At 71.4% G+C, this 22,319-nt stretch carries 24 protein-coding genes and 1 pseudogene; 14 read left to right on the forward strand and 11 right to left on the reverse strand.

Features of this window, described 5'->3' with window-relative positions; genetic code table 11:
- Window positions 1-89 precede the first annotated feature (89 nt).
- Window positions 90-377 carry a hypothetical protein gene (locus tag ABZ939_RS26875; protein WP_361860219.1) on the forward strand — a complete coding sequence of 96 codons (288 nt, stop codon included), beginning with the start codon at window positions 90-92 and terminating at the stop codon, window positions 375-377.
- A 49-nt stretch (window positions 378-426) separates the two neighbouring features.
- Window positions 427-678 carry an antitoxin gene (locus ABZ939_RS26880; protein WP_361860222.1) on the forward strand — a complete coding sequence of 84 codons (252 nt, stop codon included), beginning with the start codon at window positions 427-429 and terminating at the stop codon, window positions 676-678.
- A gap of 94 nt (window positions 679-772) precedes the next feature.
- Here the strand turns inward: ABZ939_RS26880 and ABZ939_RS26885 are convergent, their stop codons facing one another.
- The 6 genes from ABZ939_RS26885 to ABZ939_RS26910 form a co-directional block, all read right to left on the reverse strand.
- Entirely contained in the window at window positions 773-1,480 is a 708-nt protein-coding gene (locus tag ABZ939_RS26885; protein ID WP_361860225.1) for a class III extradiol dioxygenase subunit B-like domain-containing protein, read from the reverse strand.
- A 10-nt stretch (window positions 1,481-1,490) separates the two neighbouring features.
- A complete protein-coding gene (locus tag ABZ939_RS26890) occupies window positions 1,491-1,853 on the reverse strand; it encodes a hypothetical protein (RefSeq protein WP_361860228.1) in 363 nt (120 codons plus the stop codon).
- Between the two features lie 55 nt (window positions 1,854-1,908).
- The gene (gene miaB, locus ABZ939_RS26895) at window positions 1,909-3,429 is read right to left on the reverse strand and encodes a tRNA (N6-isopentenyl adenosine(37)-C2)-methylthiotransferase MiaB (protein WP_361860230.1); all 1,521 of its coding nucleotides are present in this window, start codon (window positions 3,427-3,429) and stop codon (window positions 1,909-1,911) included.
- Window positions 3,430-3,483: 54 nt separating this feature from the next.
- Window positions 3,484-4,161 carry a HisA/HisF-related TIM barrel protein gene (locus tag ABZ939_RS26900; RefSeq protein WP_361860233.1) on the reverse strand — a complete coding sequence of 226 codons (678 nt, stop codon included), beginning with the start codon at window positions 4,159-4,161 and terminating at the stop codon, window positions 3,484-3,486.
- 154 nt (window positions 4,162-4,315) lie between these two features.
- The gene (gene pdxA, locus ABZ939_RS26905; RefSeq protein ID WP_361860236.1) at window positions 4,316-5,428 is read right to left on the reverse strand and encodes a 4-hydroxythreonine-4-phosphate dehydrogenase PdxA; all 1,113 of its coding nucleotides are present in this window, start codon (window positions 5,426-5,428) and stop codon (window positions 4,316-4,318) included.
- The gene (locus tag ABZ939_RS26910) at window positions 5,428-6,621 is read right to left on the reverse strand and encodes a four-carbon acid sugar kinase family protein (protein WP_361860239.1); all 1,194 of its coding nucleotides are present in this window, start codon (window positions 6,619-6,621) and stop codon (window positions 5,428-5,430) included. The genes pdxA and ABZ939_RS26910 overlap by 1 nt, the downstream gene beginning before the upstream one ends.
- Window positions 6,622-6,728: 107 nt before the next feature.
- On the opposite strand from ABZ939_RS26910, the gene ABZ939_RS26915 reads away from it, so the two are divergent.
- On the forward strand, window positions 6,729-7,610 hold the full coding sequence (locus tag ABZ939_RS26915; RefSeq protein ID WP_361860242.1) for a LysR substrate-binding domain-containing protein: 882 nt from the start codon (window positions 6,729-6,731) through the stop codon (window positions 7,608-7,610).
- Window positions 7,611-7,623: 13 nt separating this feature from the next.
- Here ABZ939_RS26915 and ABZ939_RS26920 read toward each other — a convergent pair whose 3' ends face one another.
- Window positions 7,624-8,283 carry a maleylpyruvate isomerase family mycothiol-dependent enzyme gene (locus ABZ939_RS26920; RefSeq protein ID WP_361860245.1) on the reverse strand — a complete coding sequence of 220 codons (660 nt, stop codon included), beginning with the start codon at window positions 8,281-8,283 and terminating at the stop codon, window positions 7,624-7,626.
- 70 nt (window positions 8,284-8,353) lie between these two features.
- On the opposite strand from ABZ939_RS26920, the gene ABZ939_RS26925 reads away from it, so the two are divergent.
- On the forward strand, window positions 8,354-9,304 hold the full coding sequence (locus ABZ939_RS26925; protein WP_361860248.1) for a LysR family transcriptional regulator: 951 nt from the start codon (window positions 8,354-8,356) through the stop codon (window positions 9,302-9,304).
- A 369-nt stretch (window positions 9,305-9,673) separates the two neighbouring features.
- Window positions 9,674-10,672, forward strand: coding sequence for a TAXI family TRAP transporter solute-binding subunit (locus ABZ939_RS26930; protein ID WP_361860251.1), 999 nt, complete (start codon window positions 9,674-9,676; stop codon window positions 10,670-10,672).
- An 80-nt stretch (window positions 10,673-10,752) separates the two neighbouring features.
- On the opposite strand, the gene ABZ939_RS26935 is transcribed toward ABZ939_RS26930, so the two are convergent.
- On the reverse strand, window positions 10,753-12,150 hold the full coding sequence (locus ABZ939_RS26935) for a HAMP domain-containing sensor histidine kinase (RefSeq protein ID WP_361860253.1): 1,398 nt from the start codon (window positions 12,148-12,150) through the stop codon (window positions 10,753-10,755).
- A gap of 13 nt (window positions 12,151-12,163) precedes the next feature.
- A complete protein-coding gene (locus ABZ939_RS26940) occupies window positions 12,164-12,868 on the reverse strand; it encodes a response regulator transcription factor (RefSeq protein ID WP_361860256.1) in 705 nt (234 codons plus the stop codon).
- A 263-nt stretch (window positions 12,869-13,131) separates the two neighbouring features.
- Between ABZ939_RS26940 and ABZ939_RS26945 the strand changes: the two genes are divergently transcribed.
- The 8 genes from ABZ939_RS26945 to ABZ939_RS26980 all read left to right on the forward strand — a co-directional run bounded on the left by ABZ939_RS26945 (window position 13,132) and on the right by ABZ939_RS26980 (window position 19,643).
- Window positions 13,132-13,917, forward strand: coding sequence for an amino acid ABC transporter ATP-binding protein (locus ABZ939_RS26945; protein ID WP_361860259.1), 786 nt, complete (start codon window positions 13,132-13,134; stop codon window positions 13,915-13,917).
- 63 nt (window positions 13,918-13,980) lie between these two features.
- Window positions 13,981-14,898 (forward strand): glutamate ABC transporter substrate-binding protein, encoded by a 918-nt coding sequence (locus tag ABZ939_RS26950; protein WP_361860262.1) that lies wholly within the window; start codon window positions 13,981-13,983, stop codon window positions 14,896-14,898.
- 89 nt (window positions 14,899-14,987) lie between these two features.
- The gene (locus ABZ939_RS26955; protein ID WP_361860265.1) at window positions 14,988-15,635 is read left to right on the forward strand and encodes an amino acid ABC transporter permease; all 648 of its coding nucleotides are present in this window, start codon (window positions 14,988-14,990) and stop codon (window positions 15,633-15,635) included.
- The gene (locus tag ABZ939_RS26960; protein ID WP_361860268.1) at window positions 15,632-16,561 is read left to right on the forward strand and encodes an amino acid ABC transporter permease; all 930 of its coding nucleotides are present in this window, start codon (window positions 15,632-15,634) and stop codon (window positions 16,559-16,561) included. Before ABZ939_RS26955 ends, ABZ939_RS26960 begins: the two co-directional genes overlap by 4 nt.
- 163 nt (window positions 16,562-16,724) lie before the next feature.
- A complete protein-coding gene (locus ABZ939_RS26965; RefSeq protein WP_361860271.1) occupies window positions 16,725-18,494 on the forward strand; it encodes an FAD-dependent monooxygenase in 1,770 nt (589 codons plus the stop codon).
- Window positions 18,495-18,541: 47 nt separating this feature from the next.
- A complete protein-coding gene (locus ABZ939_RS26970; protein ID WP_309544753.1) occupies window positions 18,542-18,613 on the forward strand; it encodes a putative leader peptide in 72 nt (23 codons plus the stop codon).
- Window positions 18,614-18,699: 86 nt separating this feature from the next.
- Window positions 18,700-19,239, forward strand: coding sequence for a cysteine dioxygenase (locus tag ABZ939_RS26975; protein WP_361860274.1), 540 nt, complete (start codon window positions 18,700-18,702; stop codon window positions 19,237-19,239).
- The gene (locus tag ABZ939_RS26980; protein WP_361860277.1) at window positions 19,236-19,643 is read left to right on the forward strand and encodes a rhodanese-like domain-containing protein; all 408 of its coding nucleotides are present in this window, start codon (window positions 19,236-19,238) and stop codon (window positions 19,641-19,643) included. The genes ABZ939_RS26975 and ABZ939_RS26980 overlap by 4 nt, the downstream gene beginning before the upstream one ends.
- Before the next feature lie 105 nt (window positions 19,644-19,748).
- Here ABZ939_RS26980 and recX read toward each other — a convergent pair.
- Window positions 19,749-20,432, reverse strand: a pseudogene (gene recX / locus ABZ939_RS26985) (recombination regulator RecX); the annotation flags it as partial.
- On the reverse strand, window positions 20,320-21,450 hold the full coding sequence (recA, locus tag ABZ939_RS26990) for a recombinase RecA (RefSeq protein ID WP_361860280.1): 1,131 nt from the start codon (window positions 21,448-21,450) through the stop codon (window positions 20,320-20,322). The gene recA and the pseudogene recX, both read right to left, overlap by 113 nt.
- 228 nt (window positions 21,451-21,678) lie before the next feature.
- Between recA and ABZ939_RS26995 the strand changes: the two genes are divergently transcribed.
- Complete coding sequence (locus ABZ939_RS26995; RefSeq protein ID WP_361860283.1) at window positions 21,679-22,251, forward strand: GNAT family N-acetyltransferase; 573 nt, start codon at window positions 21,679-21,681, stop codon at window positions 22,249-22,251.
- The last annotated feature ends 68 nt before the right edge of the window (window positions 22,252-22,319 follow it).

Below are 22,319 nucleotides of genomic sequence, written 5' to 3' on the forward strand. Positions count from 1 at the left end.
ACCGCCGGTTTCCGGCTGCGCCGGGTGGCGCAATGGGGCGCCCCGGGCGCCGCGGGGCTTCTCCCACACGAGTACGCTATGGAGTGGTAATGGGCGTTTTTGCTATGTTCCGCCGCAAGAGCAAGGAAGCTGCCGAGGCGTCAACGGAGGAGGCCCGGGCCGTCGCTCTGACGGAAACGCCGGAGGAGACCGAGGCCGTTTCCGCCGACGCCGGGGACGCGGAGCCCGAGGTGACGGAAGGCACCGGGGACCACGAGACCGCGGAGGCGGCCGACGGAGACGTGATCGAGGCCGTGGTCGAGGCGGTGGAGATCCCGAAGCAGCAGTCGGCCGAGGCGGCTGCCGACAACGAGGCCGGCGAAGGCGCCCGTAAGTAGTCCTGGAGACAGGGCACGGCATACGGACTCACCGGAGGGAAGGTGACCCATGGGTCTCCTGGATTCACTGAAGGCCAAGCTCGCCCCCGCCAAGGACAAGGTCTCCGACCTCGCGCACCAAGCCGGGCCGAAGATCGACCACGGTCTGGACAAAGCCGCGAAGCTGGTCGACGAGAAGACCAAGGGCAAGTACAGCGACAAGATCGAATCGGGCACCGGCAAGGCCAAGCACGCCGTTGACCGGATCGCCCACAAGGACGGTACGAAGGGCGAAGGCCCGACGCCGCCGCCGGCCGCCTGACGCCCTGCGTCACCTCACACAGTCCCTCCGCACGGCGGACGGCCGCGGAGCGCGTGCTCCGCGGCCGTCCGCCGTTCGTGCTCCGGGAAGCTGCCTACGACCAGGCGGCCACGAAGTAGCCGACGCCGTACGGCGCGTCCTCGTACAGCAGCCTGCCTTCGAGGGCCGCATCCTGGGCGGCACCCGCGAGAACCTGCCAGGGCGCCCGGCCGGCCACCTTCAGCTCGTACGCGAGGTCCGGGTCCAGCGCGAGGAGAGCGTCCACGTCGGCGGCGCCCAGCGCACGCGCGGCCTCCGCGTCGAAGGCGGCGGCACGCTCGTCGAGGTAGCCCGGGGCCTTGAGGGTCCGGCATGCGCTGCCGTCCCCCATCACCAGCAGCGCGACACGGTCGGCCGCGGCGGCCAGCTCCCGGCCGGTGGCGACGCACCGCTCGGTCTCCAGCGGCTGTCCGACGCCGAGCCCCTCGACCGGCGCGTCGGCCCATCGGGTGCGCTCCAGGAGCCAGGTGGCTACGGCGAGGGAGGGGGGCAGCGGCCGCTCTCCGGCCGGCCCGTCGCCGAGCCGTACGGAACGGTCGACACCGAAACCGGCGAAGCCGCCGGCCGAACCGGCGGGAAACGGTCCGCGTGCGTTCTCGTCGGCGGGACCGACGACATAGAGGCGGTCGGGCCGGGAGGCGGCGAGCAGCCCGACGGCGTCGGAACAGGCCGTGCGGGCTGCGTCGAGCTCACCGGCGGCCCCGGCCGCCACCTCGGGCACGAGCAGGGGAGGACAGGGGCACACAGCTGCGGCGACAAGCATGATCCGCAGCCTACTGCGACGGAGCGGCGTCCTCCGGTGTCGGCGCCGAGGACGGTGGCGCGAACCGCGCCGCGTCCTCGCCGTCGACCGCCTTCGCGATCTCGGGGTCCTTCGAGTCCCAGACCATCTCGGCGACGCTGATCATGATCTTCGTCTCCGACGCCAGGCCCTTGACGATCACCAGAAAGCTGGCGCCGCCAGGCAGCCGGAACACCTGGCGACGCTTCTCGCGCATGGGCTCGCGATAGGTGCGCGCGACGGCGACCAAAGCGTCCAGCGCGTCCTCACGGGTGCCGTCGACCTGACGCAGCACCTCGGTGCGGTACGCGTCACCCGTGCCGACGTACTGCGCGACGACGATCCACTTCCCCATTCGTCCCCCCGTGTCCGGAACAGTGTCCGACGTGTCAGTGGCTTCCGCAGGCGTGTCAGTGGCTGCCGCAGGCCGGGGCGTCGGCCGTCGGCAGCGGCTCCGGCACTCCGATCTTCGGCAGCCCGAGCAGGACGCCCGCCGGCTTGGCGGCGGCCGCGGCGGTGCGCTTCTCCCAGGCGTCGCCGGCGCGGGTACGGCGTACCGACGTCGTCGGGCCCTCGGCGAGCAGGTGGTGCGGGGCGGCGTAGGTGATCTCGACGGTCACCACGTCGCCGGGGCGGACCTCCTGCTCCGGCTTGGTGAAGTGGACGAGCCGGTTGTCGGGGGCGCGGCCGGAGAGGCGGTGCGTGCTGCCGTCCTTGCGGCCCTCGCCCTCGGCGACCATGACCTCCAGCGTCCGGCCCACCTGCTTCTTGTTCTCCTCCCAGGAGATCTCCTCCTGGAGGGCGACGAGACGCTCGTAGCGCGCCTGCACGACCTCCTTGGGGATCTGCCCGTCCATCTCGGCCGCGGGGGTCCCGGGCCGCTTGGAGTACTGGAAGGTGAAGGCGTTGGCGAAGCGGGCCTCACGGACCGTGTGCATCGTCTGCTCGAAGTCCTCCTCGGTCTCGCCGGGGAAGCCCACGATGATGTCGGTGGAGATGGCGGCGTGCGGGATGGCCGCGCGCACCTTCTCGATGATGCCGAGGAAACGCTCCTGCCGGTACGAGCGGCGCATCGCCCTCAGGATGGTGTCCGAGCCGGACTGCAGCGGCATGTGGAGCTGCGGCATCACGTTCGGCGTCTCGGCCATCGCCGCGATGACGTCGTCGGTGAAGTCGCGGGGGTGCGGCGAGGTGAACCGGACCCGCTCCAGGCCCTCGATCTCGCCGCAGGCGCGCAGCAGCTTGGAGAAGGCCTCGCGGTCGCCCAGGTCGGAGCCGTACGCGTTGACGTTCTGGCCGAGCAGAGTGATCTCGGAGACACCCTCGGCGACCAGCGCCTCGATCTCGGCGAGGATGTCGCCGGGACGGCGGTCCTCCTCCTTGCCGCGGAGCGCCGGGACGATGCAGAACGTACAGGTGTTGTTGCAGCCGACGGAGATCGAGACCCAGGCGGCGTACGCGGACTCGCGGCGGGTCGGCAGCGTGGAGGGGAAGGCCTCCAGCGACTCGGCGATCTCGATCTGGGCCTCTTCCTGGACGCGGGCGCGCTCCAGGAGGACCGGCAGCTTGCCGATGTTGTGCGTGCCGAAGACGACGTCGACCCAGGGGGCCTTCTTGACGATGGTGTCGCGGTCCTTCTGGGCGAGACAGCCGCCGACGGCGATCTGCATACCCGGGCGCGTGGTCTTCTTCGGGGCGAGCCGGCCGAGGTTGCCGTACAGCTTGTTGTCGGCGTTCTCACGGACCGCGCAGGTGTTGAAGACGACGACGTCGGCGTCACCGTCGGAGCCCTCGGGGGCCCGGACGTAGCCGGCGTCTTCCAGCAGACCGGAGAGCCGCTCGGAGTCGTGGACGTTCATCTGGCACCCGTAGGTGCGCACTTCGTAGGTTCGCTGGACGTCCACGGTCTGGCTCCGGTCGCTGCTGGTCATGGAACAAGGGTATGCGGTGCCGGGCATTGCCCTGCCCCGAGCCGCCGCCTGCCCTCAGCCCGGCACCGCGGCGGTGGTCTCGACGGCTGCGGCGAGCTGGGCGGCGAGCGTTCCCGCGTCGGGGCGGAGCGAGCCGCTGAAGGCGGCGGAGCCGATGGTGAAGGCGTCGGCTCCGGCGTCCGCGAGGGCCCGTATCTGGGCGGCGGTGGTGATGCTGCCGGCCACCACCAGCCGGCCTGTGGTCGCGGCCCGGGCGGCGCGGACGAGGGAGAGCGGGTCGGCGTCCGTGGCCCGGTGGGCCAGGAGGTCCACGCCCGCACAGCCCGCCGCCTCGGCCCGGCGGCAGTCCTCGGCGATGCGAGCGGGATCGCCGGCCAGGCGCGTGGGATGACCGAGGGGCTCGCCCACGAAAGGGAGGTACTCGATGTCGGTGCCGGCGAGGAGGGCCAGCGTCTCCTCGATCCAGGTGCCGCCCATGAGCCGGTCGACGCCCAGGTCCATGGCGGACGTCACCGAGGCGAGGGCCTGCTCACGCGTGGTGCTGACCACCTCGAGGTAGCTGGTGGCGCCCATGTCCTTGATCCGCCGGTGGAGGCGGGCGAGCGTGGCGGGCGGGACGCCGACGTCCTTGAAGCCGATGTGGCCGATGCCGAGGTCCCGGACGGAGTCGAGGACGTCGAGGCAGTCGGTGACGGTCCGGTCGTCACGGGTGAGCATGAAGATGAAGTCCACGTCGAACGTCCTCAGGGTCGGGGGCGGGGCGGTGCAGGCAGGGCCGATGGGGCGAGATGGCGGCGTGGGCGGGATGCCCGTGGGCGGGCGGGGCCGGTGTAGGCGGAGCCGATGGGGGCGAGATGGCGGCGTGCGCGCCCGGGCGCGCGGCCTGTCAGGTGTCGGTCGGCACCGGGACAGCGGCGGCAGCGGTGCCGGACGGGTCCCCTGTCGGGGCGCCGGTTCCCGCGCCCGCGAGTTCGTCGGCCTGGTGCAGGGCGGTGAGCAGGCTGGTGTGGTCGGCGGTGCCCTGGCCCGCGAGATCGAAGGCCGTGCCGTGGTCGACGCTGGTGCGTACGAAGGGGAGGCCGATGGTGATGTTGACGCCGTGCTCCAGACCCAGGTACTTGACGGGTATGAGCCCCTGGTCGTGGTACTGCGCGACGACGGCGTCGAACTCTCCCGCCCGGGCGCGCATGAAGACGGTGTCGGCGGGCCAGGGGCCGCTGGCGTCGATGCCTTCCCGCTGGGCGGCCCGGACGGCCGGTTCGATGATGTCCAGGTCCTCACGCCCGAAGAGCCCGTTCTCCCCCGCGTGCGGGTTGAGGGCGGCGACGGCGATACGGGGACTGAGGCCGGTCCGGCCGCCGGCCCGGAGCGTGCGGTGCGTCAGCCGGATGATCTCCAGCTCGCGGGCGGTGGTGAGCGAGTCGAGCGCCGTACGCAGGGACTGGTGGACGGTGACCAGGACGACCCGTAGCTCGTCATTGGCCATCATCATGGCGTAGTCGCTCGTGCCCGAGAGCTCGGCGAGGATCTCGGTGTGGCCCGGGTAGGGCAGACCCGCCCGTCTCAGCGCCTCCTTGTTGATCGGTGCCGTGGTGAGGGCCCGGATCTCGCCGCGGAGGGCGAGCTCGATGCCGCGGCGTACGTACTGGAAGGAAGCCGCACCGGCGCGGGCGTCCACCGTGCCCGGCGGCAGGTCCGCGGGCAGCGCGCCCTCGGCCAGGACGTCCATGACTCCGGGGCTGTGGGTCGCCTCCGCGACGGAGGCGACGGGCCGCACGGCCAGCTCGGTGCCTGTGATGCGGCAGGCCCGGGCGAGGGTGTCCGGGTCACCGATGACGACGACCGGAGGGCGGCGGCGCGGGTCGGCGTACGCCTTGACGGTGATCTCGGGCCCGATGCCGTTCGGGTCGCCCATGGTGACGGCGATGGGCGGCGTGGCGGTCGATGGCGCACCAGTCGACGGCTTGGGGTTCGATGGCGTGGGGTTCGATGGCGTCATCAGGCCGGCCCGCCCTTCGCGAGGAGGCGGCACAGCCGGTCGAGGGTTCCCTCGTCGCCGAAGCCGCCGGCTTTGATCAGGACGGGGATGCGGGGCGGGCCGAGCAGCACCCCGCGCGCGACCCCGGGCTCGGGCTCGTCGTACAGGTCGATGCCCTCGGACCGGAGAGCTTCGAGTACCGCCACGGCGGTCTCTCCGCCGGTGAGCACGAGTCCGTCGACCGGCCCGTCCGTCACCAGCTCCCGTACCGTGCGGGCCAGATCGGCGGTGAGCGAGCCGGGGGGCGTACGGCGCTCGTCGGGGGTGTGGACGGCGAGGACGGGCGCGGAGGCGCGCCGCAGGGCGTTGACGGCCGCGACAGGGTCGTCGGCGACAGCGGCGGCCACGTCCCCCCTGGTCCGCAGCCGTTCCAACTGGCGCCGGGTGGCCGGGTTCGCGCTGCCGACGACCACCAACGGGCGTCGGGCACCGGGAAGTTCGGGGAGCGCGGAGGCCGGCTTGCGCGTGTGGTGGCGGGCCAGCGCCGCGGCGAGCCCCGGGGAGCCGACCCAGAGCACATCGCCCGCCCGGGGCACCGAGGAGACGAGGCGGTCGAGATCGGCGTCCGTGACCGCCGAGCAGACGAACGTCCCTCCCTGTTCGATCAGTTCGGGCAGCTTCCCGAACTGATCCGGTTCCAGGTGCTCGGCCTCCGGCAGCAGCTGCCCGAGGTCCGAGCAGCGCACCGGGTGGGCCGGGTCGCGGGCGAACTCCGTCGCGTGCACCGGTACGCCCTGTACGTGCTGGACCCCGCGGACCGTGGTCCTGCCCTCGGCCGGGAACGCGGGCGCGACGACGACGGTCCGTCGGCCCGAAGCGGTATGGGCGGCGCGGATCTCGGCCGCCACATGGCCCCGCAGCGTCGAGTCGACCGTCTTGACCAGCAGCTCTGCCGCCGCGACCGCGCGGGCGGCCCGCGCGGTCCTGGTCACGGCCGTCGGCTCGTCCAGCAGGCGGCTGCCGAGATCGACGGCGACGACACCCTCGGGCGCGGGCGCGGCCGCCTCGAACCCGGTCCCCGAGCCGGGCGACAGCAGGACCGTCGCCCGGTGTCCGGCTCTGCGAAACGGTGCCGCGCCGTCGCCCGCGCTGGTGAGGTCGTCCGCGAGGACCGCGATGCTCGAAACGGGATCGGCCTGGGGTCCCACCCTCATACGTCGTCCTCCTCGGATCATCGACCGGTGACGACATCAACACTGGTGCCCGGAAAGCCGCTGGACAAGCGATTCCTTCTCACCGCACCTGTGAGTAGATTTCACATATGCGCTGGCCCGACCTTCCTCCGCTGAATTCGCTGCTGCCCTTCGAGGCGACCGTGCGGCACGCGAGCATGACGCGGGCCGCCCAGGAACTCCATGTGACCCACGGCGCGGTCAGTCGCCAGATCCAGAACCTGGAGAAATCCCTGGGGATCACGCTCTTCGAGCGCGGGACCCGGTCGCTGCGCCCCACGCCGCAGGCACGCCGTCTGGCGGCCGCCGTCCGCGACGCGCTCGATCAGGTCGACTCGGCCGCCAGAGAGGTCACGCGCCGGGAACGCGGCGGCCCGCTCGCGCTCTCCTGCGAGCCCACTCTGCTGATGCGCTGGCTCATCCCCCGCCTGCCGGACCTCGCCGTCCAGGTGCCCGGTCTCGATGTGCACCTTTCGGCGGCCGGCGGGCCCGTCTCCTTCGACCGGGACACCATCGACGTCGCGCTGCGCCGCGACGACTTTCCCGTCCCGGAGAACGTGAGCCGCTCGCCGCTCTTCACGGAACGGATCGGCCCGGTCTGCAGTCCGGACATGGCGGAGCGGGTGATGGGCAAGGGTGGCGTCGTCGGTGTCACGATTCTGCACACGAGCACCCGGCCGCGAGCCTGGCGCGACTGGCAGCGTCTCACCCGTCGGCGGGTCGAGCCCGCCGCGGAGCAGACATTCGAGCACTTCTACCTGGCGCTGCAGGCGGCCGTCGCCGGCGTCGGGGTCGCCATCGGTCCGTACGCACTCGTCCACGACGACCTGATGCGCGAACAGTTGGTGGCGCCGTTCGGGCTGGTCGAGGACGGCACGGGCTATCACCTCCTCAGCCCGCGGCCGCCCGAGCAGGACGGCCGGATCGCCGCCCTGCTCGGGTGGCTGCGGAGCCAGGCGGCCGGATTGTGACCCAACGCCCCCCTCACCGCGTCCGGTCCCTGACGAAGCGGTCCGCCTGCGCACCACTCAGGCGGCCGCCCGGCGGACGGCGCCCGAAGGCGAGGAGCGTCAGGTCCTGTGCGGAGCCGGTGATGGGCGTACCGCTGCCGAAAGACCAGTCGAGGTCGTCGGCGCGCAGGGCGATCCCGTCGAGGTCGGCGCCGAAGTAGCGGGCGCCCCGTGGAGTGACGCGCGCCAGGACGGTCCGCAGGCGGTCCTCCGGTACGCGTCGCTCCAGGCCGAGGGCGACGGTGATGTCGAGGCCATGGATCACGTCGTGGGCGAGCGCCATCGCGTGACCGCCGACCGGGGGCTTCCAGGGGTGGTCGGCGTTGTCGCGCAGAGCGGCGGCCAGCTCCTCGGCCGTCAGGGCCGAGGTGTCGTGGCGGGCGAGACGGTCGGCCATGCGGTCGAGGCTGCCGCGGGACCTGACGAGTTCGGCCGCGATCCGAGGGAGGGAGTGGCGCATGGCCATGGTCATGTGGGCGGCCACCTCCCGTACCCGCCAGCCCGCGCAGAGACTGGGCGCGTCCCACTGCGCGTCGGTGAGGGTGTCGAGGAGGGCGGCCAGCTCGCGGCGTTCGGAGGCGATGTCGTCCCTGATCCTGTCCCTGATGCCGCCCCTGATGTCTGTGCTTCCCATGACTTCAGCCTGGTCGCGATGCATCCATAAGTCCAAGACATGGATGATCTCGCTCCTAGAATCACTGGTTATGGAACTTCGCCAGTTGCGGTACTTCGTGACCGTGGTCGAGGAGGCCAATTTCACCCGGGCCGCCGCCCGTCTCCATGTCGCGCAACCGGGGGTGAGCGCGCAGATCGGGCAGTTGGAGCGGGAGCTGGGGCAGCGGCTGCTCGACCGGACGGGCCGCGCGGTGACCCCGACGCAGGTGGGCGCAGCGGTGCTGCCGTACGCACGAGCTGCGCTGGCCGCCGTGGACGCGGTACGCGAGACGGTCGACGAGTTCACCGGGCTGCTGCGCGGGCGGGTGGCGATCGGCCTCGTGTCGGGGGCGGCCACCCACGCGTTCGACATGGCGGGGTTGCTGGCCGGCTTCCACGCCTCGCATCCCGAGGTGGAGATCGCACTCACCGAGGACACGTCCGAGCGGATGCTGGCCGCCCTGCGCGCCGGAGAGCTCGACATCGCGATGGTCGGACTCGCGGAACCGGGGCCACCGCCGGGGCTCGCGCTGCGGCTCGTGGTCGACGAGCCGCTGGTCGCCGCCATGGCCCCGGGCGATGCCCTGGCGGCGGAGGACGGGGAACTGCCGCTTTCCGCGTTGCGTGGCCGTCGGCTGATCTGTTTGCCGCGGGGCACCGGCGTGCGCGGGGTCCTCGACCGGCTCTGCGCGGAGGCAGGCTTCGCCCCGCAGGTGGCCTTCGAGGCGGCCGCGCCCCATCTGCTGGCGCAGCTGGCTGCGCGGGGGCTGGGCGTGGCGGTGGTTCCGGCGCTTCCGGAGGAGACGGGGGAGCCGTCCGGGCTGCGGCTCCGACCGCTCGCCGGCCCACGCGCGCGTGGCCGTGTCGCCCTGGCCTGGCGCACCGACGGCCCGTCCGGCCCCGCCGCCCAGGCCCTCCTGGACCTCCTGCACGACGCCCTCCCCGTACCGACAGGCGGAGCGAACCTCCTCCACGAGGACGCCCCCCACCCCAGGGCCTGACTGCGGGCCCGGCTGCGGGCTGACCCGGCCCGACCACGGCCCGACCCGGGCCTGATCCTCGCCCGACCACGGCCCGACCCAGCCCCACCCCGGCCCGACCCCGGCCCGAACACGGGCCCGACCACCGCCCGGCCACGGCCTGACCCATCCCCACCCCGGCCCGACCTCCGCCCGACCCCGGCCCGACCACTGCCGGACCGCAACGTGACCCCGGCCTGCCCACCGCCTGAGCCCCGCCCGCCCCATCGGCCCGGCCACGGCCTGACCCGGCCCGACCCCGGCTCGGATCCCCGCCGCCACGCGCGCGTGGACAGGCGGTCCAGGTGATCGGCCTGGCCAGGTTGGGGAGGGAGCTGGCAGGATCGCGCCATGCTCGCCTCGCTCTCCCGTGCCGCCCGCCGTCGCCTCGTCCAGGTGTCGGCGGCTGTTCTGGTGGTGTGCGGGCTGCTCGTGTGGTGGCTTGTTCCGTTCGGTACGCCGGCGCCCAGTGGCCGGATCACGTTCAGTACGGGAGTCCCCACCGGCGTCTACCAGCGGTACGGCGAGCTGCTGCAGCAGGCCCTCGCCCGCGATCTGCCGGACGTCTCGATAACGCTCCGGAACAGCGAGGGCTCCCAGCAGAACCTCGCGCGGCTGGCCTCGGGCGAGGCGGACTTCACCGTCGCGACGTCCGACGCCGTGGCCCAGTACCAGAGGGACCGCAAGCCGGGGTTCGATCGGCTGCGCGGCTGCGCCCGCCTCTACGACGACTACGTACAGCTCGTCGTCCGCAAGGACTCGCCCGTCCGGTCGGTGGCCGACCTGCGCGGGCAGCGGGTCGGGGTCGGCCAGGAGGGCTCCGGCGTCCGGCTCATCGCGGACCGGGTCCTCGCGGCGGGCGGCCTCACGCCCGACGTCGACATCGAGCCGGTGTCCGCCGGCATCGACACGATGCCCGGCCTTCTGGAGCGGGGGCAGCTGGACGCGTTCTTCTGGTCGGGCGGTCTGCCCACCCAGGCCGTCCAGGCGCTGTCCGAGCGTTTGCCGGTACGGCTCGTTCCGCTGGACGCGAACCTGATCGCCAACCTCCACGACGTCGGTGAGTCGAACCGCCACTACCGCTCCGCCGTGATCCCGGCGGACGCCTACACCCGCGCGCAGGACGGGCAGCCGGTGGAGACGCTGGCCGTGGCGAACCTCCTGGTGACGACCGACGCTGCGGATCCGTCGCTTGCGGAGGGTTTCACCCGCACGGTGATCAGAAGCCGGGACCGGATCGGCAGCCAGGTGCACCCGGCGCAGCTGGTGGACCTGCGGACCGCCATCTACACGGAACCCCTGACCCTGCACGAGGGCGCGCGGCGCTACTACCGCTCCGTGAAGCCGTAGCCCTGCAGCCGTAGCCGTCAGCCGTAGCCCCGCAGCCGTAGACGTGAAGCCGTAGGACCGCGCGAGGCGGCCCAGGGCCCTCACGGCCCCTGCGGCCCCGTCCTCGGCACCGTGACCGTCACCCGCAGCCCGTGCGGCTCGTTCGGCGCGTACGCGATCGAGCCGCCGCCCGCCGCCAGCAACACCCGGGAGATGGACAGGCCCAGGCCCGAGCCCTTGATGTTCTGATCGCGGTTGCTGCGCCAGAAGCGGTCACCGACCCGTTCGAGCTCCTCGCTCGTCAGCCCCGGCCCGTGGTCCGCCACCACGATCGTGCAGGTGTCTCCCCCGGACGCCACGGCGACCGTCACCTCCTCGCCCGCAGGGGTGAACTTCAGTGCGTTGTCGATCACCGCGTCCAGCGCGCTGGACAGCGCCACCGGGTCCGCCCATGCCGTCACCGCACGCCGCTCCCCGCTCAGCCGCACACCCTTCTCGTCGGCGAGCGGGCGCCATGCGGCCACCCGCTCGGCCGCCAGCGCACCGATGTCGGTGAGCCGCAGATCCGCGGCGGCGTGCTCGGCGAGCGCCAGGTCGAGCAGGTCGTCGAGGACTTGCGCGAGCCGCTTGCCCTCCGTGCGGACGGAGGCGATCTCCTCGTTCCCCTCGGGGAGTTCGAGGGCGAGCAGCTCGATACGGAGCAGCAGCGCGGAGAGCGGGTTGCGCAACTGGTGGGAGGCGTCGGCGACGAACGCGCGCTGCTGTTCCAGCACGTCCTCGACGTTGTCGGCCATTTCGTTGAACGACCGGGCCAGGCGGCGCAGTTCGGGCGGTCCTCCCGCCGCGGCCACCCGGGACTTCATCCGGCCGGTGGCGATGTCGTGGGTGACGGCGTCCAGCACCCGGACGGGCCGCAGCACCCAGCCGGTGAGCCGGAAGGCGGCGCCGACGGCGAGGAGCATCGCCGCCGACTCGCCGGCCACGATGATCAGCCAGCCGTTCAGGATGCGTGAACGCAGCTGCCCGGTGGGCGAGTCGGTGACCACGACGGCGACGACGTCACCGTCCCGTACGACCGGCGAGGCGATGATGAGGCGGGCGTTCGGCTGCCAGGGCCAGACCTGGGGCGGGTCGTGGCTGCGCCGGCCGAGCAGCGCCTCCTGGAAGGCCCGGCGGCCCTCGCCCTCGTCCGGAACGACCCAGTCCTGGGGCGCGGCGGCCATGGCCTCCCGGTCGCGGTAGAAGATGCCGGTCCGGATGCCGTACACGTCGTGGTAGCTGGCGAGTTCGCCGCGGAGCGTCGTGCGGCGCTCGTCGATCCCCGGATCGGACTCGCTGACGAACTGGGCGAGCGCGGCGAACCGCGCCGCGTCGTCGAGCCGGTCGACGACCACGCGCTGCTGCTCGGCCGCGGCCAGGCTGGCGGCGAGCGGGAAGCCGAGGGCGAGCAGCACCCCGGCCATCAGGACGAGGAGGAGCGGGAGGAGACGCGTGCGCACGTGGGAGCCCCGGCTACGCGGCCGGGGCGACCAGGCGGTAGCCGACGCCGCGCACGGTCTCGATCAGGGCGGGCATCGCCAGCTTGGAGCGCAGGGAGGCGACATGCACCTCGAGCGTGCGGCCGGTCCCCTCCCAACTGGTGCGCCAGACCTCGCTGATGATCTGTTCCCGTCGGAAGACCACGCCGGGCCGCTGAGCGAGCAGGGCGAGCAGGTCGAACTCCTTGCGGGTGAGCTGGACGGGGGTGCCGTCGACGCTGACCCGGCGGGTGGGCAGTTCGATGACCACGGAGCCGAGCCGCAGCGCGGCGTCGTCGCCTGCCCCGCCGGACTCCTCGCCGACGGTCGTGCGCCGGCTGACGGCGTGGATCCGGGCGAGCAGTTCCCCGGTGTCGTACGGCTTGACCACGTAGTCGTCGGCCCCGAGATTGAGTCCGTGTATGCGGGAGCGCACGTCGGCCCGCGCGGTCACCATGATCACGGGGGTGGTGGTGAGCTTACGGATCCGGCCGCAGACCTGGTACCCGTCCTGGTCGGGCAGGCCGAGGTCGAGCAGGATCACTCCGTACGAGGGCCGCTCCCCGTGCGCCGCGGGCAGGACCGCCTGCAGCGCCTCCTCGCCGTTCCGGGCGTGCGTGACCGTGAACCCGTGCTTCGCCAGTACGGCGGACAGGGCCGCGGCGACATGATCGTCGTCCTCGACGAGCAGGAGTCTCATGGCCCCCCTCCGGTGGCTTCGTGATCGCGTGATGGCTATCTGTGTACCAGGGCATGAACGCCGATCGTCGGTGTCACAGTCAAGTGTCCCCCTGTGAGGCCGGGGTTTCCGTTATGCAGCCGGTACGCCGCCGGCCGTCCCGTTCACGCAGTGTGTCGGGTTGCGGCCGTATCGTTATCCTCAATTTCCGCTCAGATGTAATGACGGTGGTCGCACCGCGTGCCTAGTGTCCTCCCCAACCGAGGAGGACGGAGCAAGAGCCGATGAGCGGAGTGTCAGTGACCAAGGGCTCGGAAGACGCCATAGCGGCTGCGGGCGACCTGGTCGTGCTGTCCAACGTGAACAAGCACTTCGGCGCGCTGCATGTGCTCCAGGACATCGACCTGACCATCGCCCGTGGCGAGGTCGTGGTCGTCATCGGACCCTCGGGGTCCGGTAAGTCCACGCTGTGCCGCACCATCAACCGCCTGGAGACGATCGACTCCGGCACCATCACGATCGACGACCGGCCGCTGCCCCAGGAGGGCAAGGAGCTGGCCCGGCTGCGCGCCGACGTCGGCATGGTCTTCCAGTCGTTCAACCTTTTCGCGCACAAGACCGTGCTCGAGAACGTGATGCTGGGACAGGTCAAGGTCCGCAAGACCGAGAAGAAGGCCGCCGAGACCAAGGCCCGCGCGCTGCTCGACCGGGTGGGTGTCGGCACTCAGGCGGACAAGTACCCGGCGCAGCTCTCCGGCGGTCAGCAGCAACGTGTCGCGATCGCACGGGCGTTGGCGATGGACCCGAAGGTCATGCTGTTCGACGAGCCGACGTCGGCCCTCGACCCCGAGATGATCAACGAGGTCCTCGAGGTCATGCAGCAGCTGGCGCGCGACGGAATGACGATGGTGGTCGTCACCCACGAGATGGGTTTCGCCCGCTCCGCCGCCAACCGCGTGGTGTTCATGGCGGACGGCAAGATCGTCGAACAGGCCACGCCGGACGAGTTCTTCAGCAACCCGCGCAGCGACCGGGCCAAGGACTTCCTTTCGAAAATCCTGCACCACTGACGACGGTCAGCCCGCATGATTCACCCTGCCGACCAACAACCCACGAACCAAGGGATGTTCACCATGAAGCTCCGCAAGTCCGCGGCCGTGGCCGTCGCCGTGCTCGCACTCACCGCGACCGCCTGTGGTGGCAAGGAGGGCTCGGCCGGCGACAAGCCCGCCGTGAAGCCCGGCGACGCCAGCGCCCCGCAGCTCCCCAAGTACATCGTCGCCACTGACGTGAGCCTGGACTCGCCCACCTTCAAGAAGGCGAAGGAGCGCGGCAAGCTGATCATCGGCTCCAAGGCCGACCAGCCGTACCTCGGCTTCGAGGACCAGGCCACCAAGGAGCGGTCCGGCTTCGACGTCGAGATCGCCAAGATGATCGCGGCGGAGCTCGGCTTCACCGAGGACAAGATCGAGTGGAAGACGGTCGACTCCAAGTCCCGCGAGACGGCGATCTCCAAGGGCACGGTCGACTACTACGTCGGCACGTACACGATCAACGACAAGCGCAAGGCGCTGGTCGGCTTCGCGGGCCCGTACTACAAGGCCGGCGCCGACCTCCTGGTCCGCAAGGACGAGACCGCGATCACCGGTCCGGAGACCCTCAAGGGCAAGAAGGTCTGCTCCATCACGGGTTCCACCCCGCTGCAGGAGATCAAGAAGCCCCAGTACGGCGCCGAGACCACCGAGCTCGCCAAGTACTCGGACTGCGTGCAGCAGCTGCTGACCAAGCAGGTCGACGCGGTCACCACCGATGACTCGATCCTCAAGGGCTACGCCGCCGCCAACGCCGGCAAGCTCAAGGTCGTCGGCAAGCCCTTCACCGAGGAGCCCTACGGTGTCGGCGTGCCCAAGGACGACAAGGTCCTGCGTGACAAGATCAACGACACGCTGGAGAAGTACGTGAAGGACGGCACGTACAAGAAGATCTACGAGGCCACTCTGGGTCTGTCCGGCTCCGCGTACGTCGCGCCGCCGGCGGTCAACCGCTACTGATCCTTCGCCTGAAGTCGAGCGCCCCGTACGGGAGTACGGGGCGCCCCTCCTCCTGCCCGTAAGCCGCTGACCGCCGACGCGGAGACCTCATGAACGTACTGCTCGACCATTTCCCGGAGTTCCGCGACGGCTTCATAGGAACCGTGTCGATCACCGCCGTCAGCTCGGTCATCGCGCTGGTCCTCGGCATCATCGTCGCCGGCTTCCGGGTCTCGCCCGTGCCGCCGCTGCGCTTCTTCGGCACCCTCTGGGTCACGCTGCTGCGCAACACCCCGCTGACCCTGCTCTTCCTGGTCTCGTTCTTCGTGATCCCGGAGATCCTCTTCCCGGGTATGAGCCCCTTCGTGCTCGGCTCGCTCGCGCTCGGCTTCTACACCTCCGCGTTCATCTGCGAGGCCGTCCGGTCCGGCATCAGCACGGTGCCGCTCGGCCAGGCGGAGGCCGCCCGCTCGCTCGGAATGACGTTCTCCCAGACCCTGCGGATGATCGTGCTGCCGCAGGCCACCCGGACCGTGCTGCCGCCGCTGAGCTCGATCTTCATCGCGCTCACCAAGAACTCGGCCATCGCGGGCGCCTTCAGCGTCACCGAACTCTTCGGCTGGCAGACCCTGATGAGCGAGCAGGGCTACGACATCGTCCCGATCTTCGTGTGGGTCGCCGCCGCCTACCTCGTCGTCACCTTCACGATCAGCGGGATCTTCACTCTCCTTGAGCGCCGCATGGAGGTCGCCCGATGAGTGCCAGTGTTCTTTACGACACCCCGGGCCCCAAGGCACGCGTCCGTAACCGGATCTACGCCGTCCTGGGCACCGTCGCCATCATCGCGCTCATCGCCGTGAGCATCGTCCGGCTGAGCGAAAAGGGTCATCTCGACCCCGCGATGTGGGACATCTTCAACTACGCGGGCATCCGGCAGAACATCGCCGACGCCGTCGTCGCCACCCTGAAGGCGTTCGGTCTCGCGGCGGTCGGCTCGATCGTCCTCGGAGTGCTCCTCGCCGTCGGCCGGCTCTCCGACCACAAGCCGGTCCGCCTGCTGGCCACGGGATTCATCGAGGTCTTCCGCTCCATCCCGCTGCTGATCACGATCTACGCCGTGTGGGTCGGCTTCCTGGTCGACTACTCGATGTGGGCGCTGGCGCTGGGACTCTCGGTCTACAACGGCTGTGTGCAGGCCGAGGTCCTGCGCGCCGGCGTGAACGCGGTGCCCAAGGGGCAGCGCGAGGCCGCGTACGCCCTGGGTATGAGCAAGACCCAGGTCATGACGACCGTCCTGATGCCGCAGGCCGTCCGCGCCATGCTGCCGACGATCATCAGCCAGCTCGTGGTCACCCTGAAGGACACCTCGCTCGGCTTCGTGATCCTCTACCCCGAGCTGCTCCAGACGGCCCGCCTGATCGCCTCCAACACGCAGGTCAACGGCCAGTACCCGTACGTGTCCACCATCGTGGTCATCGGCATCATCTACATCGCGATGTGTCTGGCGCTCTCCGCGCTCGCCACCTGGATCGAGAAGCGGGGCCGTCGGGCGAAGACGGGGATCCTCGCCCCCGACGCCGCCGCGAAGGAGGTCGTGCTCACCGCCGACGCCGGTCAGGCGTTCGGGAACACGGCCGGCGGCGGCGCGGGTGGCGCCGACGGGCCCGGCATCACGAAGAACTGACAGTATGTGACATCATCCGGGGGCAGTGGCGGTCGCGCCGCTGCCCCCGTCACTTGACGCACGCACCCGCAGTGGGTTGCATACGTTCTGTGATCACGCACCGGGCTCGCGCCACAATTCGCTGTGCTACCCGCATGACCGAACGGCCTTCAGGAGCCGCGCCGTGGACCCGGTGATCATCGTCGGCGCGGGGCCCGTGGGCCTCGCGCTCTCCCTTGCCCTGGCCTCGCAGGGTGTACCCAGCGTCGTCCTCGACGAGGGCCCCGGCAAGGAGGAACCACGCCCCGCCCGCACCGTGGTGCTGCGGGCCGACATGGCCGCGATGGTGGAGCGGCTGGGCTGCGCCACCCTCCGTGACGAGGGGGTCCGCTGGGTCGGCTGGCGCTCACTGCGCCGGAAGCAACAGATGAGGCACATCGAGCTGAGCCTCGGTCTCACCGGTACGGAGAGTGACGGCGAGGGCCCCGCCGCGCCCCTGCACATCCCCCAGCACGCCCTCGCGCGCGGTCTGCGCGACGCGATCGCCGGGCAGGAGCTCGTTCAACTCGTCACCGAGGCCCGGCTCGACACGATCGAGCAGGACGCGCGCGGTGTCACCGCACACACCCGCGGCCCCGGCGGGACCTGGTGGCGCGGCAGCCATCTGGTCGGCTGCGACGGCGCCCGCTCCACGGTGCGCAAGCTGCTCTCCATCCGCTTCCCCGGGCGTACGGCGGTGGAGCGGCACGCGGTCGCCGCGCTCCGCACGGAACTCCCCTGGCCCGGCGAGGCACTGTTGCACCGTCAGCCGCCGTGGCGGGGCGGCGGCGAGGAGGTCACGGCCCGCCCGCTGCCGGACGGTGTGTGGCGGATCGACTGGCTGCTGCCGCCGCGGGGCGATCTCGTCACCCCCGACGCACTCGTCACGAAGATCCGCGACACCCTGGCAGGCTGGTGCGGCGGGGAGACGCCTCCGTACGAGTTGATCGACACCGGGGTCCACACCCTGCACCACCGGCTCGCGCGACGCTGGCGGGTGGACCGGGTCTTCCTCGCGGGCGACGCCGCGCATCTGCTCGGCGCGGTCGGCACCCAGGGCGTCGACGAGGGGCTGCGGGACGCCGACAACCTGGCCTGGAAGCTCGCGTACGCCTGGCACCACGGCGCTTCGGACACCCTGCTCGACAGCTACCAGAGCGAGCGGCGGGCGGCCGTGGCCTCCCGGTTGCGGGCCGCCGACCAGTCGCTTCCCGTGCTGCGCGGCGGCGGGGGGCTGCGCACATATCTGTCGGGCGGCACGCGCGGCCACGACAGTCTGCTGACGGACGGTCATCTGGGGCGCGGCCCGCTGGGCGCGCCCCCCGCGTACCCGCACTCCCCCCTCGCGCCCTCGGACGCCGGGGCGTCCCAGGTGGCGGTGGGCACGGACGAGGGCGCGCCGGTCGAGGACGTCCGGGTGACCGCCCCGGACGGTACGACCGTACGGCTCCGGGACCGGCTCGGGCAGGGGCGGCTTCTGGTGGTCCTGGTCGCGCCCGGGACGGGCGTGTGGGACCGTCGGCACTGGATGAGCGCGGGGGTGATGCCCCGACTCGTGGAGGCGGTACGGGCGCTGCCGGTGAAGTCGGAGCTGCTGGTGACGGAGGCGTATCCGGGAGCCGCGGCCCACACCGTCCTGCTGGTGCGGCCGGACGGTCATCTCGTCGCCTCGTTCCCCGGAGTCCGGCCGGAGGAGCTGTACGCGGCGGCGGACGCGACGCGGGGCGGTACGGCGTCCGAGCCCACGCCCAGGAACAGCTCCAAGACCGTGCCCGGGAACACCCCCACGTCAGGGTCCACGCCCTTGTCCACGTCCGGGCCCAAGTCCGGGTCCCCGTCTGGACCCACGTCCTTGTCCAAGTCCGGGTCCACGCCCGGGTCCAGGAAGAGCGACCGCACGGCGGACATCAATTGACCCTCGCAGGCGCACATGGTGTACTCCGGAGCGTGACCGACACCGACGTGCGCCTGTGGCGGAGGGTCCATATGGACCTCGTCCGCTACGCGGGCTGCGTGTGTCGCCCGTCCTGCTGAATTCGCCTCTCCCCTCGCGCGCCCTTCGCCGCTGACGTCGGCGTACCGTCGCGCGCTTCTTCCGCGAACCCTCAGGACGGTCCTCCGTGCCCCAGCATGTCTCCGCACCCTCACCTGTCGCGTCCCGTTCCTCCGCGCCCACCGCGGCCGACCTTCTGGACTTCGTCCGTCGCACCGCCGCCGACACCGAACTGATCGACTCCCTGCCCCTCGACCCCGAGGGACGTACGTGGGTACGCCTCGACGGGCCGGGCGGCAGCGAGGCGTGGCTCATCGGCTGGCCGCCCGGGACCGGCACCGGGTGGCACGACCACGCCGAGTCGCACGGCGCGTTCACCACCGCGCGCGGCACCCTGAACGAGAACTCGCTGGCGGTACGGCTGCCGTCGAGCGGCTGGAAGACCCTGGAACTGGCCGACGGGGTCGACCGGGAGCGACGGTTGCCGGCGGGCAAGGGGCGCGCGTTCGGGCAGCACCACGTGCACGAGGTGCTCAACGAGTCCCGTGACACGCACGCCGTGTCGGTGCACGCGTACTATCCGCCGCTCCCGCTGATCCGGCGCTTCAGCCGGTCGGGCGCGGTACTCCGTCTTGAGCAGGTCGAGCGTCCGGAGGACTGGCAGTGAGCGACGAGCGGGTGGGTATCGACGAGTTCCTCGAGCGGGTCAGGTCCGGCCTGGACCGGATAGAGCCCCGCGCGGCCTACGAGGCGTACGAGGCGGGTGACGCGCTCCTGGTCGACACCCGGTACGCGGCGCTGCGCGAGCGGGACGGGCTGATCCCCGGCGCGCTGATCGTGGAACGCAACGAGCTGGAATGGCGGCTCGACCCACTGGGCAGCCATCGCGCGCCGCAGGCGGACAGCCACGACCTCCGCGTGGTCGTGCTCTGCAACGAGGGGTACGCGTCCTCGCTGGCGGCCGCGTCGCTGCGGCAGTTGGGGCTGAGCCGTGCGACCGACGTGATCGGCGGCTTCCAGGCATGGAAGGCGGCGGGCCTGCCGGTCCTGCTGCCGGCGGCGAAGGGGTAGCCCCCTCCGGGGCGGGCGGGGCCGGTCGGGTCGGCGAGCGCCCGGTGGACAGCGAGGTCGCCGGGGGCCCGCGGGACCGTCCGGCCTGACCCGGACCTCGTACGTCTAGAAGGGCTCGTCCAGCCCCTCCGTGTCCTCGCCCTCGTCCTCCAGGGCCTGTCGGACGACCCGCAGGGCCATGCCCTCCGGGTATCCCTTGCGGGCGAGCATCCCCGCGAGCCGCCGCAGCCTGCGGTCGCGGTCGAGGCCACGGGTGGCGCGGAGCTTGCGGTCGACGAGCTCGCGCGCGGTGATCTCCTCCTGCTCGGAGTCCAGCTGCCCCACCGCCTCCTGGATCAGCGAGGGGTCGACGCCCTTGGTGCGCAGCTCGCGGGCGAGGGCACGACGGGCGAGTCCGCGCCCGTGGTGCCGGGACTCCACCCAGGCATCCGCGAAGGCGGCGTCGTCGATCAGCCCCACGTCCTCGAAGCGGGAGAGGACCTCCTCGGCGACCTCGTCGGGGATCTCGCGCTTGCGCAGGGCGTCGGCGAGCTGTTTGCGCGTGCGGGGGGTCCCGGTGAGCAGGCGCAGGCAGATCGCCCGCGCCCGCTCAGCCGGATCCTGGGGCGACAGCTCCTTCTCGGCCCTCGACGAGTCGGGGCTGTCGCCCGGCCATTCGGTGCGACCGGTCACCGGGTCAGCTCTTGGCCGCCGGGGCCTTGGTCGCCTTGGTGGCCTTGGCCGCCGGAGCGGTCTTGGCCGCCTCGTCCGTCGCCGCCGCCTCGGCGCCACCCGCGGCGTCCGCGCTCGGCTCGGCCGACGCGGCCTCCGGGCGGACCCCGACGCCGAGCTTCTCCTTGATCTTCTTCTCGATCTCGTTGGCGAGGTCGGGGTTGTCCTTCAGGAAGTTGCGGGCGTTCTCCTTGCCCTGGCCGAGCTGGTCGCCCTCGTACGTGTACCAGGCGCCGGCCTTGCGGACGAAGCCGTGCTCCACGCCCATGTCGATCAGGCCGCCCTCGCGGCTGATGCCCTGGCCGTAGAGGATGTCGAACTCGGCCTGCTTGAATGGCGGCGCGACCTTGTTCTTGACGACCTTGACGCGGGTGCGGTTGCCGACCGCCTCCGTGCCGTCCTTCAGGGTCTCGATGCGGCGGATGTCGAGGCGCACCGAGGCGTAGAACTTCAGGGCGCGGCCACCGGTCGTGGTCTCCGGCGAGCCGAACATGACGCCGATCTTCTCGCGGAGCTGGTTGATGAAGATCGCGGTGGTCTTGGACTGGTTGAGCGCGCTGGTGATCTTCCGGAGGGCCTGGCTCATCAGGCGGGCCTGCAGACCCACGTGCGAGTCACCCATCTCGCCCTCGATCTCCGCACGCGGGACGAGCGCGGCGACGGAGTCGATGACGATCAGGTCGAGGGCGCCGGAGCGGACCAGCATGTCGACGATCTCGAGGGCCTGCTCACCGTTGTCCGGCTGGGACAGGATGAGGTTGTCGATGTCGACGCCGAGCTTCTTGGCGTACTCGGGGTCGAGGGCGTGCTCGGCGTCCACGAACGCGACCTGCCCGCCGGCCTTCTGGGCATTGGCGACGGCGTGCAGGGTCAGGGTCGTCTTACCGGAGGACTCCGGTCCGTAGATCTCCACGACACGGCCGCGCGGCAGGCCGCCGACGCCGAGGGCGACGTCGAGGGCGGTCGAGCCGGTGGAGATCACCTCGATCGGCTCCTGGGTGCGGTCGCCCATGCGCATCACGGCACCCTTGCCGAATTGCCGTTCAATCTGAGCGAGCGCGGCGTCGAGTGCCTTCTCGCGGTCGGTACCTGCCATGGGTTCCACCCGGTTTGCTTGAGTCGATCGCTTCATGTGAAAGACGCTAACCCCTGCCACTGACAATGGGCCCCGACGTCCCTCCGACCTGTGGATAACTCGCCCACAACCCCGCGATTCCAAGGGCCGGAATCCCATAAGAATGGATGTTCGATTTTGGTGTCAAGCGCACCACGCGGGCCGGCCGGAGCCCGGTCGGTGCCGCGTACTCCATGGCATCGTGGTGCCATGGCCATCGAGGTTCGCCCTGCTTCGGTCTTCGAGGATGTCCGCACCCTGGTCGGCCCGAAGTCACCCGGAGCCAACGTCTGCTGGTGCCTGAGCTACCGGATCCCGTCCAAGCTCAACAAAGAGCTTCGCGGGCCGGCCCGCGGCGAGTACGTCGCCGAACTGTGCCGCGGGCGGCTCCCTCCGGGGGTGCTCGCCTACGACGATGACGAGCCGGTCGGCTGGGCCGCCGTGGCGCCGCGCTCGGCGACCTCCTTCGCGCGCAACCGCAAGATCCCGCACGTCGACGACCTGCCGGTCTGGTCGCTGTGGTGCATCCGCGTACGCCCCGGTCACCGCAAGCAGGGGATCTCGCACGCCCTCATCGCCGGTGCCGTCGAGTTCGCCCGCTCCCACGGCGCACCCGCTGTCGAGGCGTACCCCCTCGACAGCGGTGACGCCAAGGTCGACATGACGATGGCGTACCCCGGCATCCGGAAGAACTTCGAGCGGGCCGGGTTCACCTACGCCGCCGACACCACTTCGGTGCTGGCCGGTCACCCCCGGGTCCTGATGCGGCTCGACCTGCGCTGACGGACGTACGGCAGGCACACACGCGCACGCGGCGGTCGACCGGGTCCGCGCCCGCCTATCCTTCCTGG

Source organism: Streptomyces sp. NPDC046712 (genome assembly GCF_040645695.1).
Classification (GTDB): domain Bacteria; phylum Actinomycetota; class Actinomycetes; order Streptomycetales; family Streptomycetaceae; genus Streptomyces.